This window comes from Stenotrophomonas sp. MH181796 (assembly GCF_009659995.1).
GTDB lineage: Bacteria > Pseudomonadota > Gammaproteobacteria > Xanthomonadales > Xanthomonadaceae > Stenotrophomonas > Stenotrophomonas riyadhensis.
The window spans coordinates 567,867-585,577 of record NZ_RAHU01000002.1 but is presented as its reverse complement, the minus strand read 5'-3'; the positions used below and the strand labels follow the sequence as shown (position 1 = coordinate 585,577).

Sequence of the window (17,711 nt, the reverse complement as noted above, 5' to 3'; positions counted from 1 at the left end):
CGGTGGACGTTGGTGGAGCTATCCCCTGGGGATAGCTCGCGAGCGCATGGAGGGCGGCGAAGCATTGCGGCCGCCGCCCTCCATGCCGGTTCACTTCCTGCGCTTCGCCTCCTTCGGCGCGGTCGATTCTTGAGCGGCCTGGGGCTTCGGTTCTGCCTCCTGCGGCTTCGGACTGAGGGCCACGGACTCGATGCGGTACGGCAGGATGCCGACGCTGCGCGCATTGATTTGCCAGGTTTCGCGCGGCTGATCCTCGTTGTCCGTCCAAGGTTCGCGCTCCATGCGGCCGACGACCAGCACGCGCATGCCTTTCTGGTACAGGTCCTTCCAGTGCTCGGCGTCGCGGTGCCAGATTTCCACCGGCGCCCAGAAGCCGCCCCGGTCCTCGAACGTGCCATCCTTCTTCGGCACAGGGTTGTCGAAATAGACGTTCAGGCGTAGCAGGCGGCTGGGTTCGTCGTTGCCGTTGGGGAATTCGCGGTACTCCGGTGGCGAACCGATGTTGCCTTCGCCGGAAAAATGCGTGCTCATGGTGTGATCTCCGTGGTGGTTGAAATACCCGTGCCTCGTCGGCGCCGGGAGCGTGCTGGATGCCCGGCGCAATCACCGATCGCGCATTGCGGCGGGAATGGGCGTGAGCCGGCGCAGGTAGGCGTCGTCCGCCTCGGCCGCCTTGCTGGCGCATTCCTGCGCCTGCCTGCCCAGGGTGTGCAGCAGGCTGATCTGCATGTTCAACGTGATGCGCTGCAGCTCGATCGCGTGCAGGTCGGCCAGCAGGTTGACGGGTGTGCTGCTGCTGGCGACCAGCTCCCGCCACAGCGCCACGCCCATGGCCGATCTGTCGTGTCTGCGCCAGCGCAAGAAGACGGTTCCTGCGCCAGTGGTCTGTTGGGCCAGTTCGATGGGCAGCAGGTGGAAGGGGTGCCCGCATGCCTGCTCCAGCACCTGTCGCTGTGCCAGGGCAATCAACTCGTCGCGCATGGCGAAGCACTGGCTGGCCCAGGCCTCGAAGTCCCCTTTACCCTTAAAAGGCTTTAAAAGGCCTTTTAGATAGGCCGCGTGTTCCAGCCGCATGAAGGCACCCTGTTGCAGGCCTCGGAAGTAGCGGGTCGGTGGGTTCGGATCGCTCATGCCGGCTCGTCCTCGCCGGCTGCGGCTTCGGGCGACTCTGCGGTGGTGGTTTCATCGCCGGGCAGTGATGCTTCGGCAGGACCGTCGCCGCGCTGCTGCAGGCCACGGCGCACGATGGGCGGCGCAAACTTCGACCGGCGCGTGCCTTCCAGCACGTCCTGCGGCAGTTCGCCATACTTCTCCAGCGCTGCCCGCGCTGCGGCATTCTTCGACGCGAAGTCATCGCGTGTGCAGCCCGAATAGCGATACTGCTGGGCCAGCGAGAACAGGCTGCGCAGTGAATGTGCGCCCTCGTTGAGCCAGCGTTCCAAGGTGATGCGGTCAATGAGCGCGGTGTGATGGGCGAGGATCAGCTTGCGGGCGATGTCGTCGTAGTCGGCCAGGAGATAGACCGCGGCAAAGCCGAGCTGCGCGTTGACGAAGAGCGGGAGCTTGACCGGCTGCACGTTCAGGTTTTCGCCCAGGCTGAGCGCCGGCGGCACACTCGCCAGCGCCTGGTCCACCTGCTCGCGCAGCGATTGCAGCGTGACCTTGGTGTGGTCGAGCTTGTCCTCGATGCGCAGCATCCACCAGTCCGAGTACGGATCGTCCTGCTCCGAGCCCCGCCGCATCTTGTTCATCTGGGCGATATAGCCATTCAGGCCGACGATGCCCGGTCGCCCCTCGGCGGCGGCGCGACCATGCCAGATGCGGGAAGCGTGATGGGTGTGCAGGGTCAGCGACATCGCACTGCGCAGGGAGCCGAGATTCAGTTGCAGAGGTTCATTGGTTGCCATGGTGTCCGCTCGTTGTTGGAAAAGGAGCGGCCAGCTTCGACAGGAAGCGGAAGGCAGTCAGTCAAGAATCCGAATCCCGGCGGGCCCCGGTTTAGGGCGTGGCGGTTGCATGCGGCGCGAGCTATCCCCAGGGGATAGCTCCATGGAGCGCCAACGAACGCTGCACGCCGGGATCAGGGGGGGCAACGCCGATGCTGCGGCAGATGGTCGATCCCAGGCCTGCGACAGCTTGGCGTTGTGCCCAGCAGCGGAACTATCCCCAGGGGATAGCTCTACTGGCGGCCATGGGCATCTAGTTTCACCGCCTTGCATGCCGACTCACTTGCTGGCGAGCAGATTGCGTAGCCGCTCGATGTGCTGCTTGGCGACTTCTGGCGGCACTGGCTTACCCTGCGGCTGAGGTGGCGGTGCTGGTGGTGGTCGCTCGTTTGGCGGGACGGATGCCGATGGCGCGTCTTTCTTGGCCCAGGCATTGAACTCGCCATGGATGGCGCGCTGAATGATGCCGAACAGATACCCCGCAGGATTGCGGATGCCATGACTGCTGCATCGTGTGGCCCATTCGTCCAGCACGGCCTGTCTCAGCGCGGCATCAACCTGCTGCAATGCCACCCTGGCACCTGTCTGCTGCTCTGCCTTCAGTTCCGTGAAGCGCTTGGGCCATTGCAGATCGCCCAGCGCGCGCGCCTGCGCGGTAGTACGTACTTCATTAATACGACTACTACGTACTATACGGGCCATCTTCGGATTCCGAAGAGAGGCGTTTAGCACGGGTTTCGCCCCTGCTTCGGATTCCGAAGATGGGTCATCCGCATTCCGAAGAAGGCTCGATGCTCCTTCTTCGGAATCGTGGGCGGCGTCCTCCTGTGGATAACTTGCGGCGGCCGTGATGCCTTGGCTGGCGAGGCGTTCTGCCAGAACCTGCAGCCGCGACGGCAATGTGCGCCCGGAGAGCAGCGGATCTTCCGCGATCTCCTTAAGGGTGTTCAGGCCGACCATCTGGACGGCCTTGGCCGAATGGCCGAGGGACTGGCTGACCAGTGCCAGGTAGTCGGCGTCGAGCTGCATGGCCTCGAAGGGCGTCAGCGGTTCATCGTGCAGAACGTAGAGGTTGCCGAGGATGCGGCCGGTCTTGGGGTCACGCCGTCGCCGCACCAGGCTCAACCATCGGGTGAGGCGCAACAGCGTCAACGCTCGGGCCACGGTTTCATGCGAGGCCTGCCCGGCGCATGGCATCGATGCCAGCCAGGGTCGAAGCTGCTCATACGTCGGGAAGGCTGTCACGCCATCGTCGTTGAGCATCAGCCGGAACACCTGCCAGGCGTTGCGCTCCAGCGGCGTCAGGCGACGGTCGAGGAACAGTCGCCGCGGCACGGTCTCATGCCGGTTGCCGCTGAAGAGGAAGGCATCGCCGGACGTGGCGGGCGTCGGCGCAGGCATAGGTGCTGGCGCACTGGGCTTGGGCACGAGGTCTTTCAAGGCGGCGTCGAACAGGTCCGCGAGTGCGACGGGGCCACGGCGTGGTGCGGTGTCGTCCACGGCCATGGCTCAACCCAATCCTTGATCGACCCAGCTCTTGATCGAGGCCCAGACCACCGACAGAGGCAGCGACATGGCTTCGGCCAAGTCCATGGCGGCGTCGAGAATGGAGGTTTCGTCTTCGAGATCGACATTCCTGCTGCCGGTCACGGCCTTCCATTGCCGCCACAGATCCGTGTCCTGTTTCTCGTCCAGCACGGGGTGGCGGCCCTTGCGCTTGGGCAGGCCGAGGATTTCGCGGCGAAGCGCCACCTCCTGGTGGGTCAGGCCATAGAACCGACTGACCATCTCGGTGCTCGCACCCAGCCTGAGCATGCGATCGACCGTGGCGATTTCCTTCTCCACGTCCTGCGCCTGCTTGAGTAGTCGCCGGAGCACTTCGCGGTTCACCGTCACCGAGCACCAGGAGACGTTGGCGTTGGCGAGCACGCTGATCAGCGCGGGATGCTTGAGGGCGTCCAGTTCTTCCTCACCAAACCCCATCAGTTTGCACCGGCGCAGTTGCCCATTGCGCAGGTCATAGAGGGCCTGGGCGATGACGGCCTGGTTGAGTGGGTGTGGTGCGGACATGCTGGCCTCCCTCGCTCACGTTCCAAGGTCCGCAGCGCCGGCTTCAAGATCGAGCAGGCGCCGGGCCAGCCGCAGCAGCCGGAACAGCTTGACCAGCGCGGTGTCGCTCAATCGCTGGGCCGCATCACCCTGGCCGTGCAGCAACGCCGGCAGGTCGATGACGATTTGCCCGTCGTGCAGACCGACGTCGGCGGGCCGCTGACCGGCCAGGCACGCCAACAATGCGAGGACGGAACGGCCCAGCGGCGCCGGACTTTGGGTGCGGGCCCGGCAGGCGAAACCGATACCCTCTGCACGGTCATCAATGCACTCGTCCAGGTCTGCCTCGCTCGCGATTTCGCGGGCGAACTGTGCGATGTGGATGCGCAAGCGCTCGGCAGTATCCAAGCCGGGATCGATGTACCAGACATCGGAGATCGGATAGAGCCCGCCAGCCTGCACGGGGATGGACTGCAAGACGCTCGCCGAGAAGTCGGGAGGCAGCGCATCGCCCAACTGATCGGCGACCATGCGCTGGATGGACTGGAGCCGTTCGGTCGTCGGTGCTGGCGAGACGATGTGTTCCCGAAGCAGATCGCTCCCCGCCGCAGGGCTGGCCGGACCCGCCTGACTGGTATCCGTGTCGCTCTCGCGCGTCGAAGGCGTTGCCGCAGGTTGGCCTGCAGGCGGCGCTGCCGATGCAGCCCCTGCGGTGGGTGGCGCGGTGTTGGCAGGTGGGCGCGCGATGGTTTCCGACTCAGGCTCCGGCAACGCAGGCGGCGTCGAGGGCGGCGTTGGGTCGCTGATCAAGGCGCGCTGCCGGCTCTCGGATTCGGTCATGTCCAGGGCGAGCACGTCGTAATTGACACCCAGCAACTCGGCCATCTGGCCGATCAGCTCGTCCTGTACGCGCTGCGCGGAGAACTCGTCGGCCTGGACGTCGAATTGCGACAGCGCTTCCTGGAAAAATTCGTGGAAGTCCTGAACCAGGGAGCGGCCCTTGGCGTAGCGCTCCCACGCGAGCATGCAGGCTTTGCGCATGACCGACAGGCGTTCGACCTGATGGCGACCGAGGCCGCCATAGAGCACGGTGGGGATCGCGGGCAGGAGATACTGCACCGCGTCGTTCATGCGGCTGATGTGCGACTGTTGTACCGGGAAGCCATCGGCAGCGAGGCGGCGGGCCAGCTCGGACTGGCTCAAGGTAGTGCCACTTTCTTGCTCGTAGAACTCGCGTGCCTTCTCGACGCCGAGGGCGCGCTCGATGAACGTGAGGCCCCCGCGTAATTCGTTCTCGGCCAGGTGGCCGGTCAGCATGACGACTTCGCCGCGGCTGGGCCACGGCCGGAACAGGCACGATATACGGAAAAACCGCTCGTCCTTGGTCTCTGACCATAGTTCGCGCAGGATCGCCAGCCGCGTATTTCCGCCGTTGCGGATGATGTAGTGATCCTCACCTGGTCGGCGAGTGATGGCCGGCGCCGCGTCCAGACCTCGCTCGCGGATGGACGCCTTGATTTCCTCGTAGGCCGGGTTGCGTTTTTTCCTGGGATCGTGGTCGTAGGGGCGCAACTGATCTAGGGTCACGACCATGGGTGTGTCGGCGATCGGGTCGCTCAAGGTCGAGGCTGACGGGCCGCTGCGCTCGAACCCGGCCGCGAGCAGCTTGCCAGCCATCTGCTGGGAGGTGACCTCAGCCATGGCCGCCTCCCTGCGCTTGGTATCGGGCCTCGCGCTCGGCGCGGCGGATTTGCGCACGGGCATTCAGGGTCGCCCGGTGGTCGCTGGCCGTCGAGCTGGTGTAGATCGCGGCGCAGCCAGGCTTGGTGAACTTGAGGTGGCCGCCAGGCGTGCGTTTGACGTGCCAACCTTCGCCAACCGCGAACTCGATCAGGGCGCGAAGCCGCTTGTGGCCTCGGGCAAGCTCATGTGCGTTCGCCATGGGACCTCCCGGCATCAAGAGGGTGTGGCGGACGGCCGGACACCATGGCAAATCGGTGCCGCCATTGCGGAAATAGTTCGTCTGCGAGGCCGCGCATGGTGTCGAGCGCGGCGGGGGCGACTCTGCTCGGCGGCTGGCGGTATTCGACCCGATGCACTGGCAATCCGCGCGTAGCTGCACGCGGATACGCCTCGATGGCCGGCACGTCGGTGGCCAGCACGCGGATGCCGGCATGGTCCTGGAAAAGATCGCGCAGGGCCTGCTGGATCAGCCGTGCATTGGCTGACACAGGGTGGACGCGATTGATGAGCAGATGCAGAGGTGGAGGCTCGATGCCCAGGTGCCGGTAGGGCGCAATGTCTTCGAGCAACTGCATGGTGCCGCGCCGCAGCTCGCGCGCCGCGAGGATTTCCGGGGTCACGGGCGACAGCGCGAGGTTGGAGGCGAGTACCGCCATCTCCAGCAGCACCGATCGCGCGCCTTGGGTGTCGATCAGTACCAGGTCATAGAGAGGCGCCAGGACCGGCAAGAGATGGCGCAACCGCAGGCGCCCATCCGGCGCGTGCAGCAGCAAGGTGTTCAGCTCGCCTCGGTGGTCGTTGGAGAGCACCAAGTCCAGGCCCGCGACGATCGTGCGGGACACAAGCAACCCGAGGTCGCGCTCGTTGAAGGCCAGCAACTCGTAGATGCCACCAGGTGCGCGGTGGCCTAGCTCGTAGTACGAGGACAAGGTGGGCTGCACGTCGAGGTCGAGCAGTAGCACACGCAGCCCCGCGTCGGCGGCAAGCCCGCCGAGGTTCGCGGCCGTGGTGGTCTTGCCGACGCCACCTTTTGTTGAAATGATGGATACGACCTGCATGGCGTTCTCCGTGTGAGGATGGGAAGTCCGCTGGAGAACGGGTCAGGCCCGGTTGTTGACGCGCTCGGCGATCCACTGATCGATCTCGATGGAGTCCCAGCCGACCGCGCGCACGCCCAGGCGCAGCGCCTTCGGGAACAGGCCTTTGCGCATCAGGTTGTAGATGTGGGCGCGTTTGAAACCCGACTTGGTTTCGACTTCATCAAGCCGCAGGATGCGGCGCTCGCTTGCGGGCAGTGCAGGTGTTTGCGACATGGCGGTCACTCCTGAACGCTCAGTGGCGTTTGTTGGCGTGACCTCCATTCAATAGACATGGATGGGAAAAGACATTGCAAATGCAATCTCCGCGATTGCACATACAAGATGGAAAACCTCAGACTGTCGCGCTACGCAGCCGGCGTCTGGCCGTGGCGAACTTGCCGTTTAGCGTCCGCTCCGCGATCCCCATTGCGCCGCTGTGATGGGCGACCAATGCACTAACCACCGCCTCCTGAGTCTTGAAGCTGGAGTACGGCACGCCCGAAGGCGACTGGCCGAGCATCAGGTCCAGCATGCTGCCGATAATGTTCAGGTAGGTGGCTTCGGCGCGATCACTGATCAGGCACTGTGCGCCAGCAGAGGGCGCCATCTGCTTGAGAAGCGCCCCGTGCTTTTCCTGCAACTCATGCAGTTGGCGTTTGTACTGGTCCAAGGTGGACTTCAGGGCCAGGCGCTCGACTAGCATCGCCTGCCCAGTTTCCAGCGAGATGAAGGGATGGGCGATGCGCTCGCTTCGGGAGAAGAGGAAGCCCGGTCGTTGCTCGGGATAGTGTTGTCGCATCCAGCGCTTCAGATCGACGTGACGCACCGTCAGATCAGGGGAGTCGATCAGCGTGGAATCGCGCGTCGTGATGCCGTTCTGCCCGAAGGGCAGTTCTCCATTGAGGATGCCGTCGAAGATACGTTCGGTGCAAAGCCTCAGCTCGGCACAACGTGGGCAGTCCAACGACTGCGGCAGGCGCCTTGGCGACGAAATCGAAGCCAGGATCACCTGCTCGTATCGCAGCAGCCCGGCCCAGCGGATGGACGCTTCGATCGGGCGATAGAACACCTTTGATGTTGGTGCATCATTCTTGTTCTCGTGCATGCTCCGTCTCCTTCCAGGAGAAGAACTACATGACCGACTCCTTTGTCACCGACCTCATGGTCGGCCTGTCGTCTGTGCAGGAAGTGGGCACCTAAGGCCGCTTCGTCATGTGGTTTGAATACTTCTCACCAGTTCGCGCAACTGGTAGTCGTCGTGTGCTCGATGTGCAAAAATTCATCGATTAGAAGGTCGAGCATCGGGACGTAGGCTCGACAGTGACGCTCACGCTATCAGGGTCGTGAGAAGTTACGGTTTCTGCAAAACCGTCTAGGTATGACCTGATATGCCAGCGGTCTCAGGAGGCGTGAGGGGGCCGCAATCGTCGTCGAATGTCCAGCCGGACGCAGCAAACCCGCATCTGTCATGCTTGCCCCGTCATCCTGATATATCGACAAAGAATCGTGTGCGGAAACGCGGTGGCCAGCGTGCGCGTTCTTTCAAAGGAGCTTGAGCAGAAGGTCGCCTGTGAGTTGTGGTGCAGGCGTTCCCAGGTGGAATCCGACCTGTGCCATCACCAGAACCATCTGCCTGATCGTCTTCGCGATGATGGATGCGGGGCAGACAACCGGGCGTGGATGATGAGTTCGAGGCAGTCGCCTACGACGATGTACCGATCGTGGGTCTGGTGTACTGAGTGCAGCTCTTTGGACGTCTGTGGAACTCTTTGGACGAATTTGTTGCCGAGGACGAAAAACAAGGCTACAATTGAGGTCTTCGCTGGCCAGCCCAACGAAGAAAGTGTTTGGGAAACAACGACTTACTGTCCTAGTACACGTCTCGTTTCCCGCTCCAGATTCAAGAAGAACGCTCCCGCAAGGGGGCGTTTTTCGTTTGTCATGAAGTTGGCCGGCAGGGCCGCTACAGTCGCGCCACGGCATCTTCATGGCGGGCGTGATATCAGTGGCCCGGCGTGACGAATCCGACGTCAGTGTCGCAATCGGAATGGCGGGTCGTATCGGTCGTGGGGACGACCGCAGGCGCGGGGCTCGGCGAAGACGGCAACAAGACGCAATGGCCTGGATGTTGCATCAGCGTTCCGTGCGTCGCATGCGGTGAAAGGCTGGCGAAAGGCCAACGCCAGCGTTGCCTGAACCGCACGCGTGCTGTGACCTTTTTCGGACGATTTCTCCATGTTCGCTCCACAATCGCACGGTAGCCTTCATGCTCCTTCTACACGTTGGCGGGCTGGTGGTCAGGCGTATCACTTCAGTGGCAGTGCCCAAGGCCGGGCACGGACTCTCCCTGCATGCAGTGCTGCGCCCTGGTGCGTTGTTGGCAAGCCTGGCCCTGGCCGGTTGCATGTCGGTGCCTGTTCCGGACCTGCCTGACCGCACGCCCAGCACCTGGACCCAGGTGCCGCAGGGCCAGGGCGTGGCAGTGGATGCCAGACAGTGGTGGAAAGTGCTGTCCGACCCGGCACTGGATGGCCTGGTCGACCAGGCCATCGCTGGCAATCTGGACCTGCAGCAGGCTACGCTGCGCCTGCAGGCCGTTCGGATCGTTGCCGGCACTTCCGACTCGCGTTTCCTGCCGGAAATCTCGGCCAGCGCCAAGCAGGTGCAGGACGCCGCCGCCGTCGATACCTACTTCCATGCCGGCATCGAAGCGATCTGGGACCTGGGCCTGTTCGGCGCCGCCGAGAGCGCGCAGCTGAGCGCGCAGGCTTCGGCCGGCAATGCCGAGGCGCTGCGCAATGCCGCACAGGTGGCGGTGATTGCCGACGTGGTGCGCAGCTATCTGGACCTGACCGTGGCGCAGGCCCAGCAGGACCTGCTGGCCCGTCAGCAGGCGGTGGATGATCGCGGCGAACAACTGGCGCTGATCCGCCAGCGTCTGCGCCTGGATGAGCCCGGCGAACTTGATCGTCTGGGTGCACGCCAGGCAGCGACCCGCGCGGCGACGGCGCAGGCCCGCGAGAATGCAGACAACGCTGCCCGCGCGCTGGCCCTGTTGCTGGGCCGTGATGGCCCGGACCCGGCCTGGCGCACCTATCGCACGCCGCCGAAGCTGGGCGCGTTCTCGCTGCAGCAGGTGCCGGCCGATCTGCTGCGCCACCGCCCGCAGATCCTGCTGGCCGAATCGGACGTGATGCAGGCCGCGGCGAGCAAGGGCTCCGCACGTGCCGCGATGTATCCGCGGGTCAGTCTCGGCGGCTCGATCCTGTACGCCTACAACCTCACCCAGAACGCCCGCTCCAACTCCGACTCCAGTCCGTCGATCGGCCCGTACATCGATATTCCGCTGTGGGACTGGGGCCAGCGCCGCGCGCGTTTCCATGCCGATGAAAAGCAGCTGGATGCCGCGCTGCTCGGCTACCGCAAGGCGGTGCTGGAAGGTGTGAGCGAAGTGGAAGGTGCACTGGGCAGTTTGGCGCGCCAGGACAGCAGCATCCAGTCGCTGCGCGCGGCCGATGATGCCGCCGGCCAGCAGGTCAAGCGCCAGGCGCGGCAGGTGCAGTTGGGCCTGTCCAGCGAATTCGACGGTCTCGATACGCAGCGCGCCGCACTGGCCTCGCAGGCCGATCTGATCGGTGCGCAGGGCGCGCGCGTGCTCGCGTTCGCCTCGCTGTACCGCGCCCTGGGCGGCGCGCCGCTGCCGGTCGAGGCTGAGGGCGAGGCGCAATGATCGCACTGGCTCGCAAGACCCTGGCCTATGAGTGGCGCCGGTTCCTGCCGGTGGTGCTGGCGATGTGTTTCGCCGGCGTGCTGCTGATCGTGCAGGCGGCGCTGGTGCTGGGCATCTTCGGTACCGCCGCGATCTACGTGAAGGCATCGTCGGCTGATATCTGGGCCGGTTTCCCCGGCACCCAGAGTGTCAACTACGGCCATGCGATCAGCGCGGATGTCGAAAGCCACCTGCGCATGGACCCGGATGTCACCCGCGTCGAGCCCTACGAGTGGGTCGATGGCGAATGGCGGTCCGGCGCGCAGGGCACCGGCAACGTGTCGGTGTACCTGTCCGGCATCTCCACCCAGGATGACGCGATGATGTTCGCGCGCATCCTCCCTGCCGACCTGCGCGCACAGCTGCGTGAGCCGGGTGCGGTGATCGTCGACAGCGCCGATCTGGATACGCTGGGCGTGGACCTGCAGAACAACCGTGCGTGGATCAACGGCAAGGCGGTGCGTGTGGTCGCCGCACAACCCGGCCTGCGTGGCCTCGGTGGCGTCAACGTGCTGGCGTCGCTGGATACCGCGCGCGCCATTGCTGGCACCGACCCGCACGAGGGCAGTACCTATTTCGTGGCGGGCCTGCGCGCGCCAGACCTGGCCGACCGCGTGCGCGACCGCCTGGCCGCGTCGATGGGGCAGGCCACGCCGGTCGAGTTCTGGACCGCACCGGAGTTCGCCAGCCGCTCGCAGCAATACTGGCTGTTCGATACCGGCGCCGGCATCGCGGTGCTGTTCATGGCCGTCATCGTCTGCTTCGTCGGCGCGGTGATCACCAACCAGTCGTTCGCTTCGGTGGTGGCTGGTTCGGTACGCGAGTACGCCACGCTCAACGCACTCGGTGCCGGACGCTATGCGCTGGCGCGGGTGGTGTTCGAGCAGGCATTGCTGATCGGTGGCGTGGGCATGTTGCTGGCGGCGGCGTTCAGCACCGTCGTGCTGTTGATCGCACAGACCCAGCGCGTGCCGGTGCAGCTGACGCCGATGGTCATCATCGGCTGCGTGGCACTGGTCGCGGTGATGGCCATGCTGTCGAGCATCATGGCGGTACGCAGTGTCGTCCGCTCCGATCCATCGTTGCTGCTGCGTTGAGGACCGGCCGATGACTTCCATACGCGCCGTCGCCCCGACCCTGCAGGCCGATGCACTGGAAAAGGGCTTCATGTCCGGCGATGTGCAGGTGCCGGTGCTGCGCGGCCTGTCGCTGGACATCTATCCCGGTGAACTGACGCTGGTGTCGGGCCCCTCCGGCTGCGGCAAGAGCACGCTGCTGTCGCTGCTGTCCGGCTTGTCATCGCCCGATGGCGGTCGCGTGCACGCGCTGGGCCAGGACGTGGGCCACATGACCCGCAGTGAAGTGGAGCGCTTCCGCCTGCACCATGTCGGCTTCGTGTTCCAGGGTTTCAATCTGTTCCCGGCGCTGACCGCGCTGGAACAGGTGCAGCTGCCGCTGGGCTACCGCGGCATGAGCAATCGCGAAAGCGAACCGCTGGCCCGCAAGGCACTTGAAGAGGTCGGACTCAGCCACCGCAGCCACATGCGCCCGGCGCAGCTGTCCGGCGGCGAGAAGCAGCGTGTGGCCGTTGCCCGCGCCTTCGCCAAGTCGCCGACGCTGATCTTCGCCGACGAACCCACCAGCGCGCTGGACGCCGAGAATGGCCAGCGCGTGATCGACATCCTGCACCGCTACGCACGTGCGCATGGCGCCACCGTGCTGTGCGTGAGCCACGATCCACGCTTGATCCGGCATGCCGATCGGGTGATCGCCATGGAAGACGGCATGGTCCGTGATGACCGCCGCCAGAACGAAACTGTAGAGTCCGCCCCATGACCAAGACGTCGCACCTGCTCCCCCTCAGCCTGGCCCTGTCCGCGGCATTGCTGCTCGGCGCCTGTTCCAAGGACGCGCCTGCCCAAGCACCTGCAGGTAAAGCCAGCACAGCTACCGCCGACAAGGTCGCGGTGGCGCGCGGCATCATCGACGTCGAGGGTGGCCTGATCGCGCTGGCGCCGCCGGTGGATGGTTCGATCACCGCCGCGCCGGTGAAGGAGGGCGCCACGGTGAAGAAGGGACAGTTGCTGCTGTCGCTGGATGGAGCCCTGCTGCAGCAGGAGGTGGCGATGGCCACCGCCGATCTCGCCCTGGCCAATGACCGCCTGAAGGGCAGCCAGGCGCAGCTGCGCGAACTGGAGCGCAACGCCACCCGCCTGTCCACCGGCGCCAGCGAAGGCGTGTCGTCCAACCAGCAGGCCGATGCGGCCAAGCAGCAGCTGGTAGGTGTGCGCGCCGATGTCGATGTGGCCGGTGCGCAGGTCGACATGGCCCAGCACAAGCTGGAGCACGCCAGACTGAAACTGCAGCAGATGTCGCTGAGCGCGCCGGAAGCCGGCACCGTGGTCGGACAGGTGCCGGGCCTCGGCGCCTTCGTGCAGGCTGGCAAGCCGGCGATCTCGCTGCTGCCGGCGCGTCCGCTGCAGGTGCGTGCAGAACTGAGCGCTGCCTATGCCGATGCCGTGCAGGTGGGCATGAAGGCCACCGTCGTGCCGGACAGCGACGGTGCCGAGAACACCGGCACGCTGCCGTCCGCACGCGTGGTGCGCATCAGCCCCGTGTTCGCGCAGGCACGCCTGCCTGAAGATGCCGGGCGGGGCGTGGCCAAGGTGGTGGAGTGCGTGCTGGAGTTCGATGGCGAGGCTAAGGCGCGCTTCGGCCAGCATGTGCGGGTGGAGTTCCGGAAGTAGGCCTAGTGTTGTGGCGGGGCCGCCACTGGGGCCCCTCGACGCTTGAAGGCTCCCCATGCACTCACTGCAGACACCACGCACAGCGCCAGCAGCAGCCCCACGTCCAGCAACAGCAACCACAGCAGATGCGTGCCGTGCACCGGCGGCTGGTGCATCGCCGACAGCATCCACGGTACCGACCACACCACCAGCAACGCGAACGCGATCAGCAGGCGCAGCCACAGGCGCTTCAGTTTCCAGGGCTGCACGATCAGTGCGGCCACCACCAGCTCGACGGCTCCCAGCAGCGCGAACACGATGACGCTGCTGGTCGGGTAGGGCAGCTCGGCGCCTTCCAGGTGGTGCAGCAGCCAGTAGTCCGGGGTGAAGCCGGCATTGACCAGTGCGGCGATCAGCGCCAGCCAGGTCAGTGCGACCAGCAGCCAGAACAGGCGAACGTAGCGCTTAGGCATGAGTGGAGTCCGTCGTGGTGAGCGCGCAGTGGAGCGACCGATAGCGCAGGCTTGCCACGATTGCAGCCAGCGCCAGCAGGCCGGGCCCCACGGTGAAGTACACCAGGCGCAGCGGATGGTTGTGCATCAGCGTCCAGGTCGCGAACGCCAACGGGATCGCCAGCACCAGCAACTTGGCGAACAGTGGCCGCAGTACCGCGATCAACGGCTGGGCGCCAATGAACATCCAGAACAGATGGAACTGGGCGATGCCCAGGCCGATGTCGCGATGGGAGGTGAAGCCGAAATAGTCGCGATACGCGTTCATTCCCCGCGGAATCAGTGCCCAGTACAGCAGCGCCACCAGCAGATGCAGCAGCAGGGCGATCAACAGGGGCGTGCCGCGAAGGAGCATGGGCGAACGGGACCGGGCGGGGCAGCGTACCCCAGTGCGGACGCCCGTGACCGCATGATGTGAAGACTGTTGACGGCGTGAAGGAATTTGGACACAATAGCGCTCCTTCGACGCAGGTCGAACGGAATCTGCGGGAATAGCTCAGTTGGTAGAGCGCAACCTTGCCAAGGTTGAGGTCGCGAGTTCGAGTCTCGTTTCCCGCTCCAGATTCTACAGGGCCCCGGTAGGGGCCTTGTTTTTCTCCCGCCACGGCAAGGCGGGGCACGTTGGGCCACAAGGCTTTACGCGCAGTCAGAAAGGTGAAATCGCTGGTGTGTGTTCCGGATTTCCGGTACCATGGCGGCTTACGCGGGAATAGCTCAGTTGGTAGAGCGCAACCTTGCCAAGGTTGAGGTCGCGAGTTCGAGTCTCGTTTCCCGCTCCATGTTCCGACAGGCCCCATCATGGGGTTTTGTCTTGTCAGGGCCCTGTTCCTGGCGCGCAGTACGTTGGCCTCATGGCAGAGTGGCTATGCACCGGATTGCAAATCCGTTTACAGCGGTTCGATTCCGCTTGAGGCCTCCAATTGAAAAGCCCTGACTCCGGTCAGGGCTTTTTGTTTGTCTGGATACCGGCACGTGCCCGGATCGATACTCGCTACAGCCGGGCCAGCGCCTGCACCGTGGCCTGCGTCAGCGGCTGGGGCAGTGAATCCTCGGCAAACCAGCCTAGCCCGGTCTGCACACCCGGCTCCTGGATGGAGGCCTCGGTGCAGGTAGTTGCCCGTGCCTCGTAGATCGGCGCAACCCAGTGCTGCGCAAGCGCCGGCTCGAAATGATCGGCCACGCATAGCAGGCGCAGCAGCTGCACTTCCAAGGCGGTCTCCTCGCGGACTTCGCGGACCACGGCAGCCTCTACCGTTTCCATCCAGTCGACTTTGCCGCCGGGCAGGCCCCAATGCCCGCGCTCCGGATCGCGTCCGCGCTGGATCAGCAGGATGCGGCCGTCGGCATCACGGACGACGGCGCCGCATCCAACGCGGGGAATCTGCAGTTCAGTCATGGCGGTGAATGAAGAAGGGACGATTTTCATTCTTGCATGCACGCCGCATCAGGCGAACCCGCGCTAGGCTGGGCACCTGTGCATCAGCAACCTCACAGGTGTGTCGCATGCTTCTCCGGCAACTCAGCGCTGACGACGCCGATATTCTCTGGCAAGCACGGTTGCAGGCCCTTCGCGAGTCGCCCGCGGCGTTCCTGTCCACGCTGGCCGAGGCGCAGGATGACGCGGCGGACGTGATGCGCGCCCAGCTTGCCGATCCTGGTACCCGCTACTTCGGCACGTTCGTTGACGGCATGCTGGCGGGCTTCCTGCGCTATGTGCGCCCGGTGCGGTTGGCGCGGCGGCATACGGCGGAGGTCCACAGCGTCCATGTTGGCGCAGCCCATCGTGGACACGGCATCGCCCGTCAACTGTTCCTTGCGGCATTCGCGGCGGCACGCGCGGATGGCATCGAGTCGCTCACGCTCACGGTGCTGGCAGACAACGCTGCCGCGCGTGGACTGTACGAATCGTTGGGATTCACCGAATCCGGCGTCGAGCCGCGCGCGGTGAAGCGCGAAGGCCGCTATGTGGACATGGTGTCGTACTGGATTTCAGTGAGCAGCCACCCACCCTCGCCGGCACCTTGAATCACCGCCTCTATGCCGGGTCATGTGCCGGCGTCTGCGCGCGGAAGTTGCGCCCGACCGGTTCACCCACGCCCAGGTAGTGGCGGAACAGATAGATCAACGGTTTCCAGCGAGCGACATTGATGTGCTGGCTGCCTGCATGGGTGATCGCCTCATGCGCATGCACGCAGCGGATGCGGCCTTCGACGATCACGAAGTGCTGGCCATCGTCATCACTGGGTGCGTGCATCGCCATCACCGTGACTTCCACCTGCAGTGGGCATTCGGCAATCGTAGCGGGTGCCACCTGTGCTGACGGTACGGCGGTAAAGCCGCCCAGCGCGAACTTGTCGCGCACATGCACGTAGCCCATCGCCTGCTTGGCATCGGGAACCGGATCGCGGCCGGTCGCAGGCGCGATGGCCTCGACCTGGGGCGCCTGCGCAGAGGAGGGAAAGTTCAGCACGCACTCGTTGCGCAGCTGCAGGTTGCGATAGCCCTGGCCCTGCGTGCCGAGCCCCAGCACCACCCGGTTGCCCAGCGCCCAGAACGAAGAGAGCGGGCTGATGTTGCTGCTGCCGTCGGGATTGAGCGTGGTCATCAGCAGCACCGGCGTGCCCGGATACAGGACCGAAGGGGTGATGCGCCGACGCTGGATCGAAGGGTTCGTCACTGGGGTTCTCGGAAGAGCGGGGCGGTGACTGTGCGCCGAGGCGGGCCGGCAACGCTTCGGTCTGCATCGAACTGTCGGCCGGCGCCTGCATGCCACAATGCCGGCATGGTCCACACCTCCGGTTCCCTTGTCAGTGTCGGTGCCCTGGTCGGCGACCAGGCACGTGCCACGATGTTGCTGCAGCTGATGGACGGCCGTGCGTATACCGCGATGGAGCTGGCGCGGGTGGCCGGGGTGACGCCGCAGACGGCGAGCACGCACCTGCGGCGCTTGATCGAGGGTGATCTGCTGGTGGTCGTTCCACAGGGCCGTCACCGCTACCATCGACTGGCCTCGACCGAGGTCGCGGACATGCTGGAGGGTATCCTGCGTGTGGCCGAGCGCACGCCGTCATGCACCGCTGCGGCGTCACGCAACCTGCCGGCGCTGCGCGAGGCCCGCTCGTGCTACCGCCACCTGGCCGGCGTGCATGCGGTGGCCATCACCGATCACCTGCTGCAGTCCGGATACGTCTTGCCGCGCGACGGCTATTGGCAGGTGAGCGTGGAGGGCGCGGCGTTCCTGCGGGAGCTCGGCCAGCCACTGGCCGAGGTGCTGCAGCAGCCGGTGACGGCCAGGCCCGCGCGCTATTGCCGGGGATGCCTGGACTGCACCGAGCGGCGCCCGCATCTGGCCGGGCTGGTCGGCGAGGCGATGCTGGACAGCTTCGTGAACAACGATTGGCTGCGGCGCGTAGAAGGCCGCCGCGAACTGCGGCTGACCCCGCCAGGGCGCGAAGCGTTGTGGAAGCGGTTCGGCCTGGCGACCTGAGCGCCCGGCCAGTCTCATTCACCCGCGACATGCGGAGGCGCTATGGTCAGGTTCCAAGTCTTAGGGAGCTGCAATGGCGAGCAAGGACATGATGGACCGCAGTACGCAGCCGGAATGCCACCGATGAGCAAATCCGCTGCGGAAGTACGCTGGTTGACGTTCCGGCTGATGAACGGCCAATCGATCGGGCCGGACCGGTTGAAGGATGGTTGGGTGGTCGCCTCGGAGACCCGCCACTGTGGCGTGCGGCGCGAGGCCATCGAAGGCGCCGGCGTGGTCTACGCGCTGTATGCACCGGCCAACCTGGCCTCACCGCGTCGCGCGGAAATGCGCATGCGCGAATTCCTGATGAGTTCCGGCTACACCTTCACCATGGGCACGCTGGGCGGCTGACGCCGCC

General features: G+C 65.1%; 21 protein-coding genes and 3 tRNA genes. 10 read left to right on the top strand and 14 right to left on the bottom strand.

Annotated features, from left to right (window positions below; genetic code table 11):
• Nucleotides 1–90 precede the first annotated feature (90 nt).
• The 10 genes from D5301_RS06705 to D5301_RS06660 form a co-directional block, all read right to left on the bottom strand.
• Nucleotides 91–531: a single-stranded DNA-binding protein gene (locus tag D5301_RS06705; RefSeq protein ID WP_024008204.1), complete on the bottom strand. Its 441-nt coding sequence runs from the start codon at nucleotides 529–531 to the stop codon at nucleotides 91–93.
• Nucleotides 532–603: 72 nt separating this feature from the next.
• The gene (locus D5301_RS06700; protein WP_009459718.1) at nucleotides 604–1,131 is read right to left on the bottom strand and encodes a DUF3158 family protein; all 528 of its coding nucleotides are present in this window, start codon (nucleotides 1,129–1,131) and stop codon (nucleotides 604–606) included.
• The gene (locus tag D5301_RS06695; protein ID WP_033972347.1) at nucleotides 1,128–1,907 is read right to left on the bottom strand and encodes a PFL_4669 family integrating conjugative element protein; all 780 of its coding nucleotides are present in this window, start codon (nucleotides 1,905–1,907) and stop codon (nucleotides 1,128–1,130) included. The genes D5301_RS06700 and D5301_RS06695 overlap by 4 nt, the downstream gene beginning before the upstream one ends.
• Nucleotides 1,908–2,225: 318 nt before the next feature.
• The gene (locus D5301_RS06690; RefSeq protein ID WP_033972345.1) at nucleotides 2,226–3,452 is read right to left on the bottom strand and encodes an STY4528 family pathogenicity island replication protein; all 1,227 of its coding nucleotides are present in this window, start codon (nucleotides 3,450–3,452) and stop codon (nucleotides 2,226–2,228) included.
• A 3-nt stretch (nucleotides 3,453–3,455) separates the two neighbouring features.
• Complete coding sequence (locus tag D5301_RS06685; protein ID WP_033972344.1) at nucleotides 3,456–4,016, bottom strand: DUF2857 domain-containing protein; 561 nt, start codon at nucleotides 4,014–4,016, stop codon at nucleotides 3,456–3,458.
• Between the two features lie 15 nt (nucleotides 4,017–4,031).
• Complete coding sequence (locus tag D5301_RS06680) at nucleotides 4,032–5,696, bottom strand: ParB family protein (RefSeq protein WP_033972343.1); 1,665 nt, start codon at nucleotides 5,694–5,696, stop codon at nucleotides 4,032–4,034.
• A complete protein-coding gene (locus D5301_RS06675; RefSeq protein ID WP_019726333.1) occupies nucleotides 5,689–5,937 on the bottom strand; it encodes a hypothetical protein in 249 nt (82 codons plus the stop codon). The genes D5301_RS06680 and D5301_RS06675 overlap by 8 nt, the downstream gene beginning before the upstream one ends.
• The gene (locus D5301_RS06670; RefSeq protein ID WP_033972342.1) at nucleotides 5,921–6,796 is read right to left on the bottom strand and encodes a ParA family protein; all 876 of its coding nucleotides are present in this window, start codon (nucleotides 6,794–6,796) and stop codon (nucleotides 5,921–5,923) included. The genes D5301_RS06675 and D5301_RS06670 overlap by 17 nt, the downstream gene beginning before the upstream one ends.
• 42 nt (nucleotides 6,797–6,838) lie before the next feature.
• On the bottom strand, nucleotides 6,839–7,051 hold the full coding sequence (locus tag D5301_RS06665; RefSeq protein WP_009459729.1) for an AlpA family transcriptional regulator: 213 nt from the start codon (nucleotides 7,049–7,051) through the stop codon (nucleotides 6,839–6,841).
• A gap of 118 nt (nucleotides 7,052–7,169) precedes the next feature.
• A complete protein-coding gene (locus D5301_RS06660) occupies nucleotides 7,170–7,922 on the bottom strand; it encodes a hypothetical protein (protein ID WP_033972340.1) in 753 nt (250 codons plus the stop codon).
• Between the two features lie 1,161 nt (nucleotides 7,923–9,083).
• Here D5301_RS06660 and D5301_RS06655 point away from each other — a divergent pair.
• Genes D5301_RS06655 through D5301_RS06640 form a run of 4 tightly spaced genes read left to right on the top strand, consistent with a single transcriptional unit; the run spans nucleotide 9,084 to nucleotide 13,333 of the window.
• Nucleotides 9,084–10,547, top strand: coding sequence for a TolC family protein (locus D5301_RS06655; RefSeq protein WP_153855184.1), 1,464 nt, complete (start codon nucleotides 9,084–9,086; stop codon nucleotides 10,545–10,547).
• Nucleotides 10,544–11,683, top strand: a complete 1,140-nt coding sequence (locus D5301_RS06650; protein ID WP_153855183.1) for an ABC transporter permease — start codon at nucleotides 10,544–10,546, stop codon at nucleotides 11,681–11,683. Before D5301_RS06655 ends, D5301_RS06650 begins: the two co-directional genes overlap by 4 nt.
• A gap of 10 nt (nucleotides 11,684–11,693) precedes the next feature.
• Nucleotides 11,694–12,422, top strand: a complete 729-nt coding sequence (locus D5301_RS06645; RefSeq protein WP_088025564.1) for an ABC transporter ATP-binding protein — start codon at nucleotides 11,694–11,696, stop codon at nucleotides 12,420–12,422.
• Entirely contained in the window at nucleotides 12,419–13,333 is a 915-nt protein-coding gene (locus D5301_RS06640; protein ID WP_153855182.1) for an HlyD family efflux transporter periplasmic adaptor subunit, read from the top strand. Before D5301_RS06645 ends, D5301_RS06640 begins: the two co-directional genes overlap by 4 nt.
• A 2-nt stretch (nucleotides 13,334–13,335) precedes the next feature.
• Here the strand turns inward: D5301_RS06640 and D5301_RS06635 are convergent, their stop codons facing one another.
• Together D5301_RS06635 and D5301_RS06630 are read right to left on the bottom strand one after the other, a co-directional pair.
• On the bottom strand, nucleotides 13,336–13,785 hold the full coding sequence (locus D5301_RS06635) for a hypothetical protein (protein ID WP_153855181.1): 450 nt from the start codon (nucleotides 13,783–13,785) through the stop codon (nucleotides 13,336–13,338).
• Nucleotides 13,778–14,179 (bottom strand): hypothetical protein, encoded by a 402-nt coding sequence (locus D5301_RS06630; RefSeq protein ID WP_153855180.1) that lies wholly within the window; start codon nucleotides 14,177–14,179, stop codon nucleotides 13,778–13,780. The genes D5301_RS06635 and D5301_RS06630 overlap by 8 nt, the downstream gene beginning before the upstream one ends.
• 130 nt (nucleotides 14,180–14,309) lie before the next feature.
• On the opposite strand from D5301_RS06630, the gene D5301_RS06625 reads away from it, so the two are divergent.
• The 3 genes from D5301_RS06625 (at nucleotide 14,310) to D5301_RS06615 (ending at nucleotide 14,743) form a co-directional block, all read left to right on the top strand.
• Nucleotides 14,310–14,385, top strand: a tRNA-Gly gene (locus D5301_RS06625).
• Nucleotides 14,386–14,527: 142 nt separating this feature from the next.
• A tRNA-Gly gene (locus D5301_RS06620) sits at nucleotides 14,528–14,603 on the top strand.
• A gap of 66 nt (nucleotides 14,604–14,669) precedes the next feature.
• Nucleotides 14,670–14,743 (top strand) — tRNA-Cys (locus D5301_RS06615).
• Nucleotides 14,744–14,815: 72 nt separating this feature from the next.
• Here D5301_RS06615 and D5301_RS06610 read toward each other — a convergent pair.
• A complete protein-coding gene (locus D5301_RS06610; RefSeq protein WP_153855179.1) occupies nucleotides 14,816–15,220 on the bottom strand; it encodes an NUDIX domain-containing protein in 405 nt (134 codons plus the stop codon).
• A 107-nt stretch (nucleotides 15,221–15,327) separates the two neighbouring features.
• Here D5301_RS06610 and D5301_RS06605 point away from each other — a divergent pair, with 107 nt between their 5' ends.
• Entirely contained in the window at nucleotides 15,328–15,849 is a 522-nt protein-coding gene (locus tag D5301_RS06605; protein WP_153855178.1) for a GNAT family N-acetyltransferase, read from the top strand.
• A gap of 10 nt (nucleotides 15,850–15,859) precedes the next feature.
• On the opposite strand, the gene D5301_RS06600 is transcribed toward D5301_RS06605, so the two are convergent.
• Nucleotides 15,860–16,501: a flavin reductase gene (locus D5301_RS06600; RefSeq protein WP_324187282.1), complete on the bottom strand. Its 642-nt coding sequence runs from the start codon at nucleotides 16,499–16,501 to the stop codon at nucleotides 15,860–15,862.
• 105 nt (nucleotides 16,502–16,606) lie between these two features.
• Here D5301_RS06600 and D5301_RS06595 point away from each other — a divergent pair, with 105 nt between their 5' ends.
• Together D5301_RS06595 and D5301_RS06590 are read left to right on the top strand one after the other, a co-directional pair.
• Nucleotides 16,607–17,311 carry a winged helix-turn-helix domain-containing protein gene (locus D5301_RS06595; protein ID WP_110711810.1) on the top strand — a complete coding sequence of 235 codons (705 nt, stop codon included), beginning with the start codon at nucleotides 16,607–16,609 and terminating at the stop codon, nucleotides 17,309–17,311.
• Nucleotides 17,312–17,434: 123 nt separating this feature from the next.
• On the top strand, nucleotides 17,435–17,704 hold the full coding sequence (locus D5301_RS06590; RefSeq protein ID WP_110711811.1) for a hypothetical protein: 270 nt from the start codon (nucleotides 17,435–17,437) through the stop codon (nucleotides 17,702–17,704).
• Nucleotides 17,705–17,711 lie beyond the last annotated feature (7 nt).

Excerpts from the sequence above, each read along its gene's own strand:
- D5301_RS06705 (WP_024008204.1), bottom strand. The coding sequence starts at position 531 with ATGAGCACGCATTTTTCCGGCGAAGGCAACATCGGTTCGCCACCGGAG.
- D5301_RS06700 (WP_009459718.1), bottom strand. The coding sequence starts at position 1,131 with ATGAGCGATCCGAACCCACCGACCCGCTACTTCCGAGGCCTGCAACAG.
- D5301_RS06695 (WP_033972347.1), bottom strand. The coding sequence starts at position 1,907 with ATGGCAACCAATGAACCTCTGCAACTGAATCTCGGCTCCCTGCGCAGT.
- D5301_RS06690 (WP_033972345.1), bottom strand. The coding sequence starts at position 3,452 with ATGGCCGTGGACGACACCGCACCACGCCGTGGCCCCGTCGCACTCGCG.
- D5301_RS06685 (WP_033972344.1), bottom strand. The coding sequence starts at position 4,016 with ATGTCCGCACCACACCCACTCAACCAGGCCGTCATCGCCCAGGCCCTC.
- D5301_RS06680 (WP_033972343.1), bottom strand. The coding sequence starts at position 5,696 with ATGGCTGAGGTCACCTCCCAGCAGATGGCTGGCAAGCTGCTCGCGGCC.
- D5301_RS06675 (WP_019726333.1), bottom strand. The coding sequence starts at position 5,937 with ATGGCGAACGCACATGAGCTTGCCCGAGGCCACAAGCGGCTTCGCGCC.
- D5301_RS06670 (WP_033972342.1), bottom strand. The coding sequence starts at position 6,796 with ATGCAGGTCGTATCCATCATTTCAACAAAAGGTGGCGTCGGCAAGACC.
- D5301_RS06665 (WP_009459729.1), bottom strand. The coding sequence starts at position 7,051 with ATGTCGCAAACACCTGCACTGCCCGCAAGCGAGCGCCGCATCCTGCGG.
- D5301_RS06660 (WP_033972340.1), bottom strand. The coding sequence starts at position 7,922 with ATGCACGAGAACAAGAATGATGCACCAACATCAAAGGTGTTCTATCGC.
- D5301_RS06655 (WP_153855184.1), top strand. The coding sequence starts at position 9,084 with ATGCTCCTTCTACACGTTGGCGGGCTGGTGGTCAGGCGTATCACTTCA.
- D5301_RS06650 (WP_153855183.1), top strand. The coding sequence starts at position 10,544 with ATGATCGCACTGGCTCGCAAGACCCTGGCCTATGAGTGGCGCCGGTTC.
- D5301_RS06645 (WP_088025564.1), top strand. The coding sequence starts at position 11,694 with ATGACTTCCATACGCGCCGTCGCCCCGACCCTGCAGGCCGATGCACTG.
- D5301_RS06640 (WP_153855182.1), top strand. The coding sequence starts at position 12,419 with ATGACCAAGACGTCGCACCTGCTCCCCCTCAGCCTGGCCCTGTCCGCG.
- D5301_RS06635 (WP_153855181.1), bottom strand. The coding sequence starts at position 13,785 with ATGCCTAAGCGCTACGTTCGCCTGTTCTGGCTGCTGGTCGCACTGACC.
- D5301_RS06630 (WP_153855180.1), bottom strand. The coding sequence starts at position 14,179 with ATGCTCCTTCGCGGCACGCCCCTGTTGATCGCCCTGCTGCTGCATCTG.
- D5301_RS06610 (WP_153855179.1), bottom strand. The coding sequence starts at position 15,220 with ATGACTGAACTGCAGATTCCCCGCGTTGGATGCGGCGCCGTCGTCCGT.
- D5301_RS06605 (WP_153855178.1), top strand. The coding sequence starts at position 15,328 with ATGCTTCTCCGGCAACTCAGCGCTGACGACGCCGATATTCTCTGGCAA.
- D5301_RS06595 (WP_110711810.1), top strand. The coding sequence starts at position 16,607 with ATGGTCCACACCTCCGGTTCCCTTGTCAGTGTCGGTGCCCTGGTCGGC.
- D5301_RS06590 (WP_110711811.1), top strand. The coding sequence starts at position 17,435 with ATGAGCAAATCCGCTGCGGAAGTACGCTGGTTGACGTTCCGGCTGATG.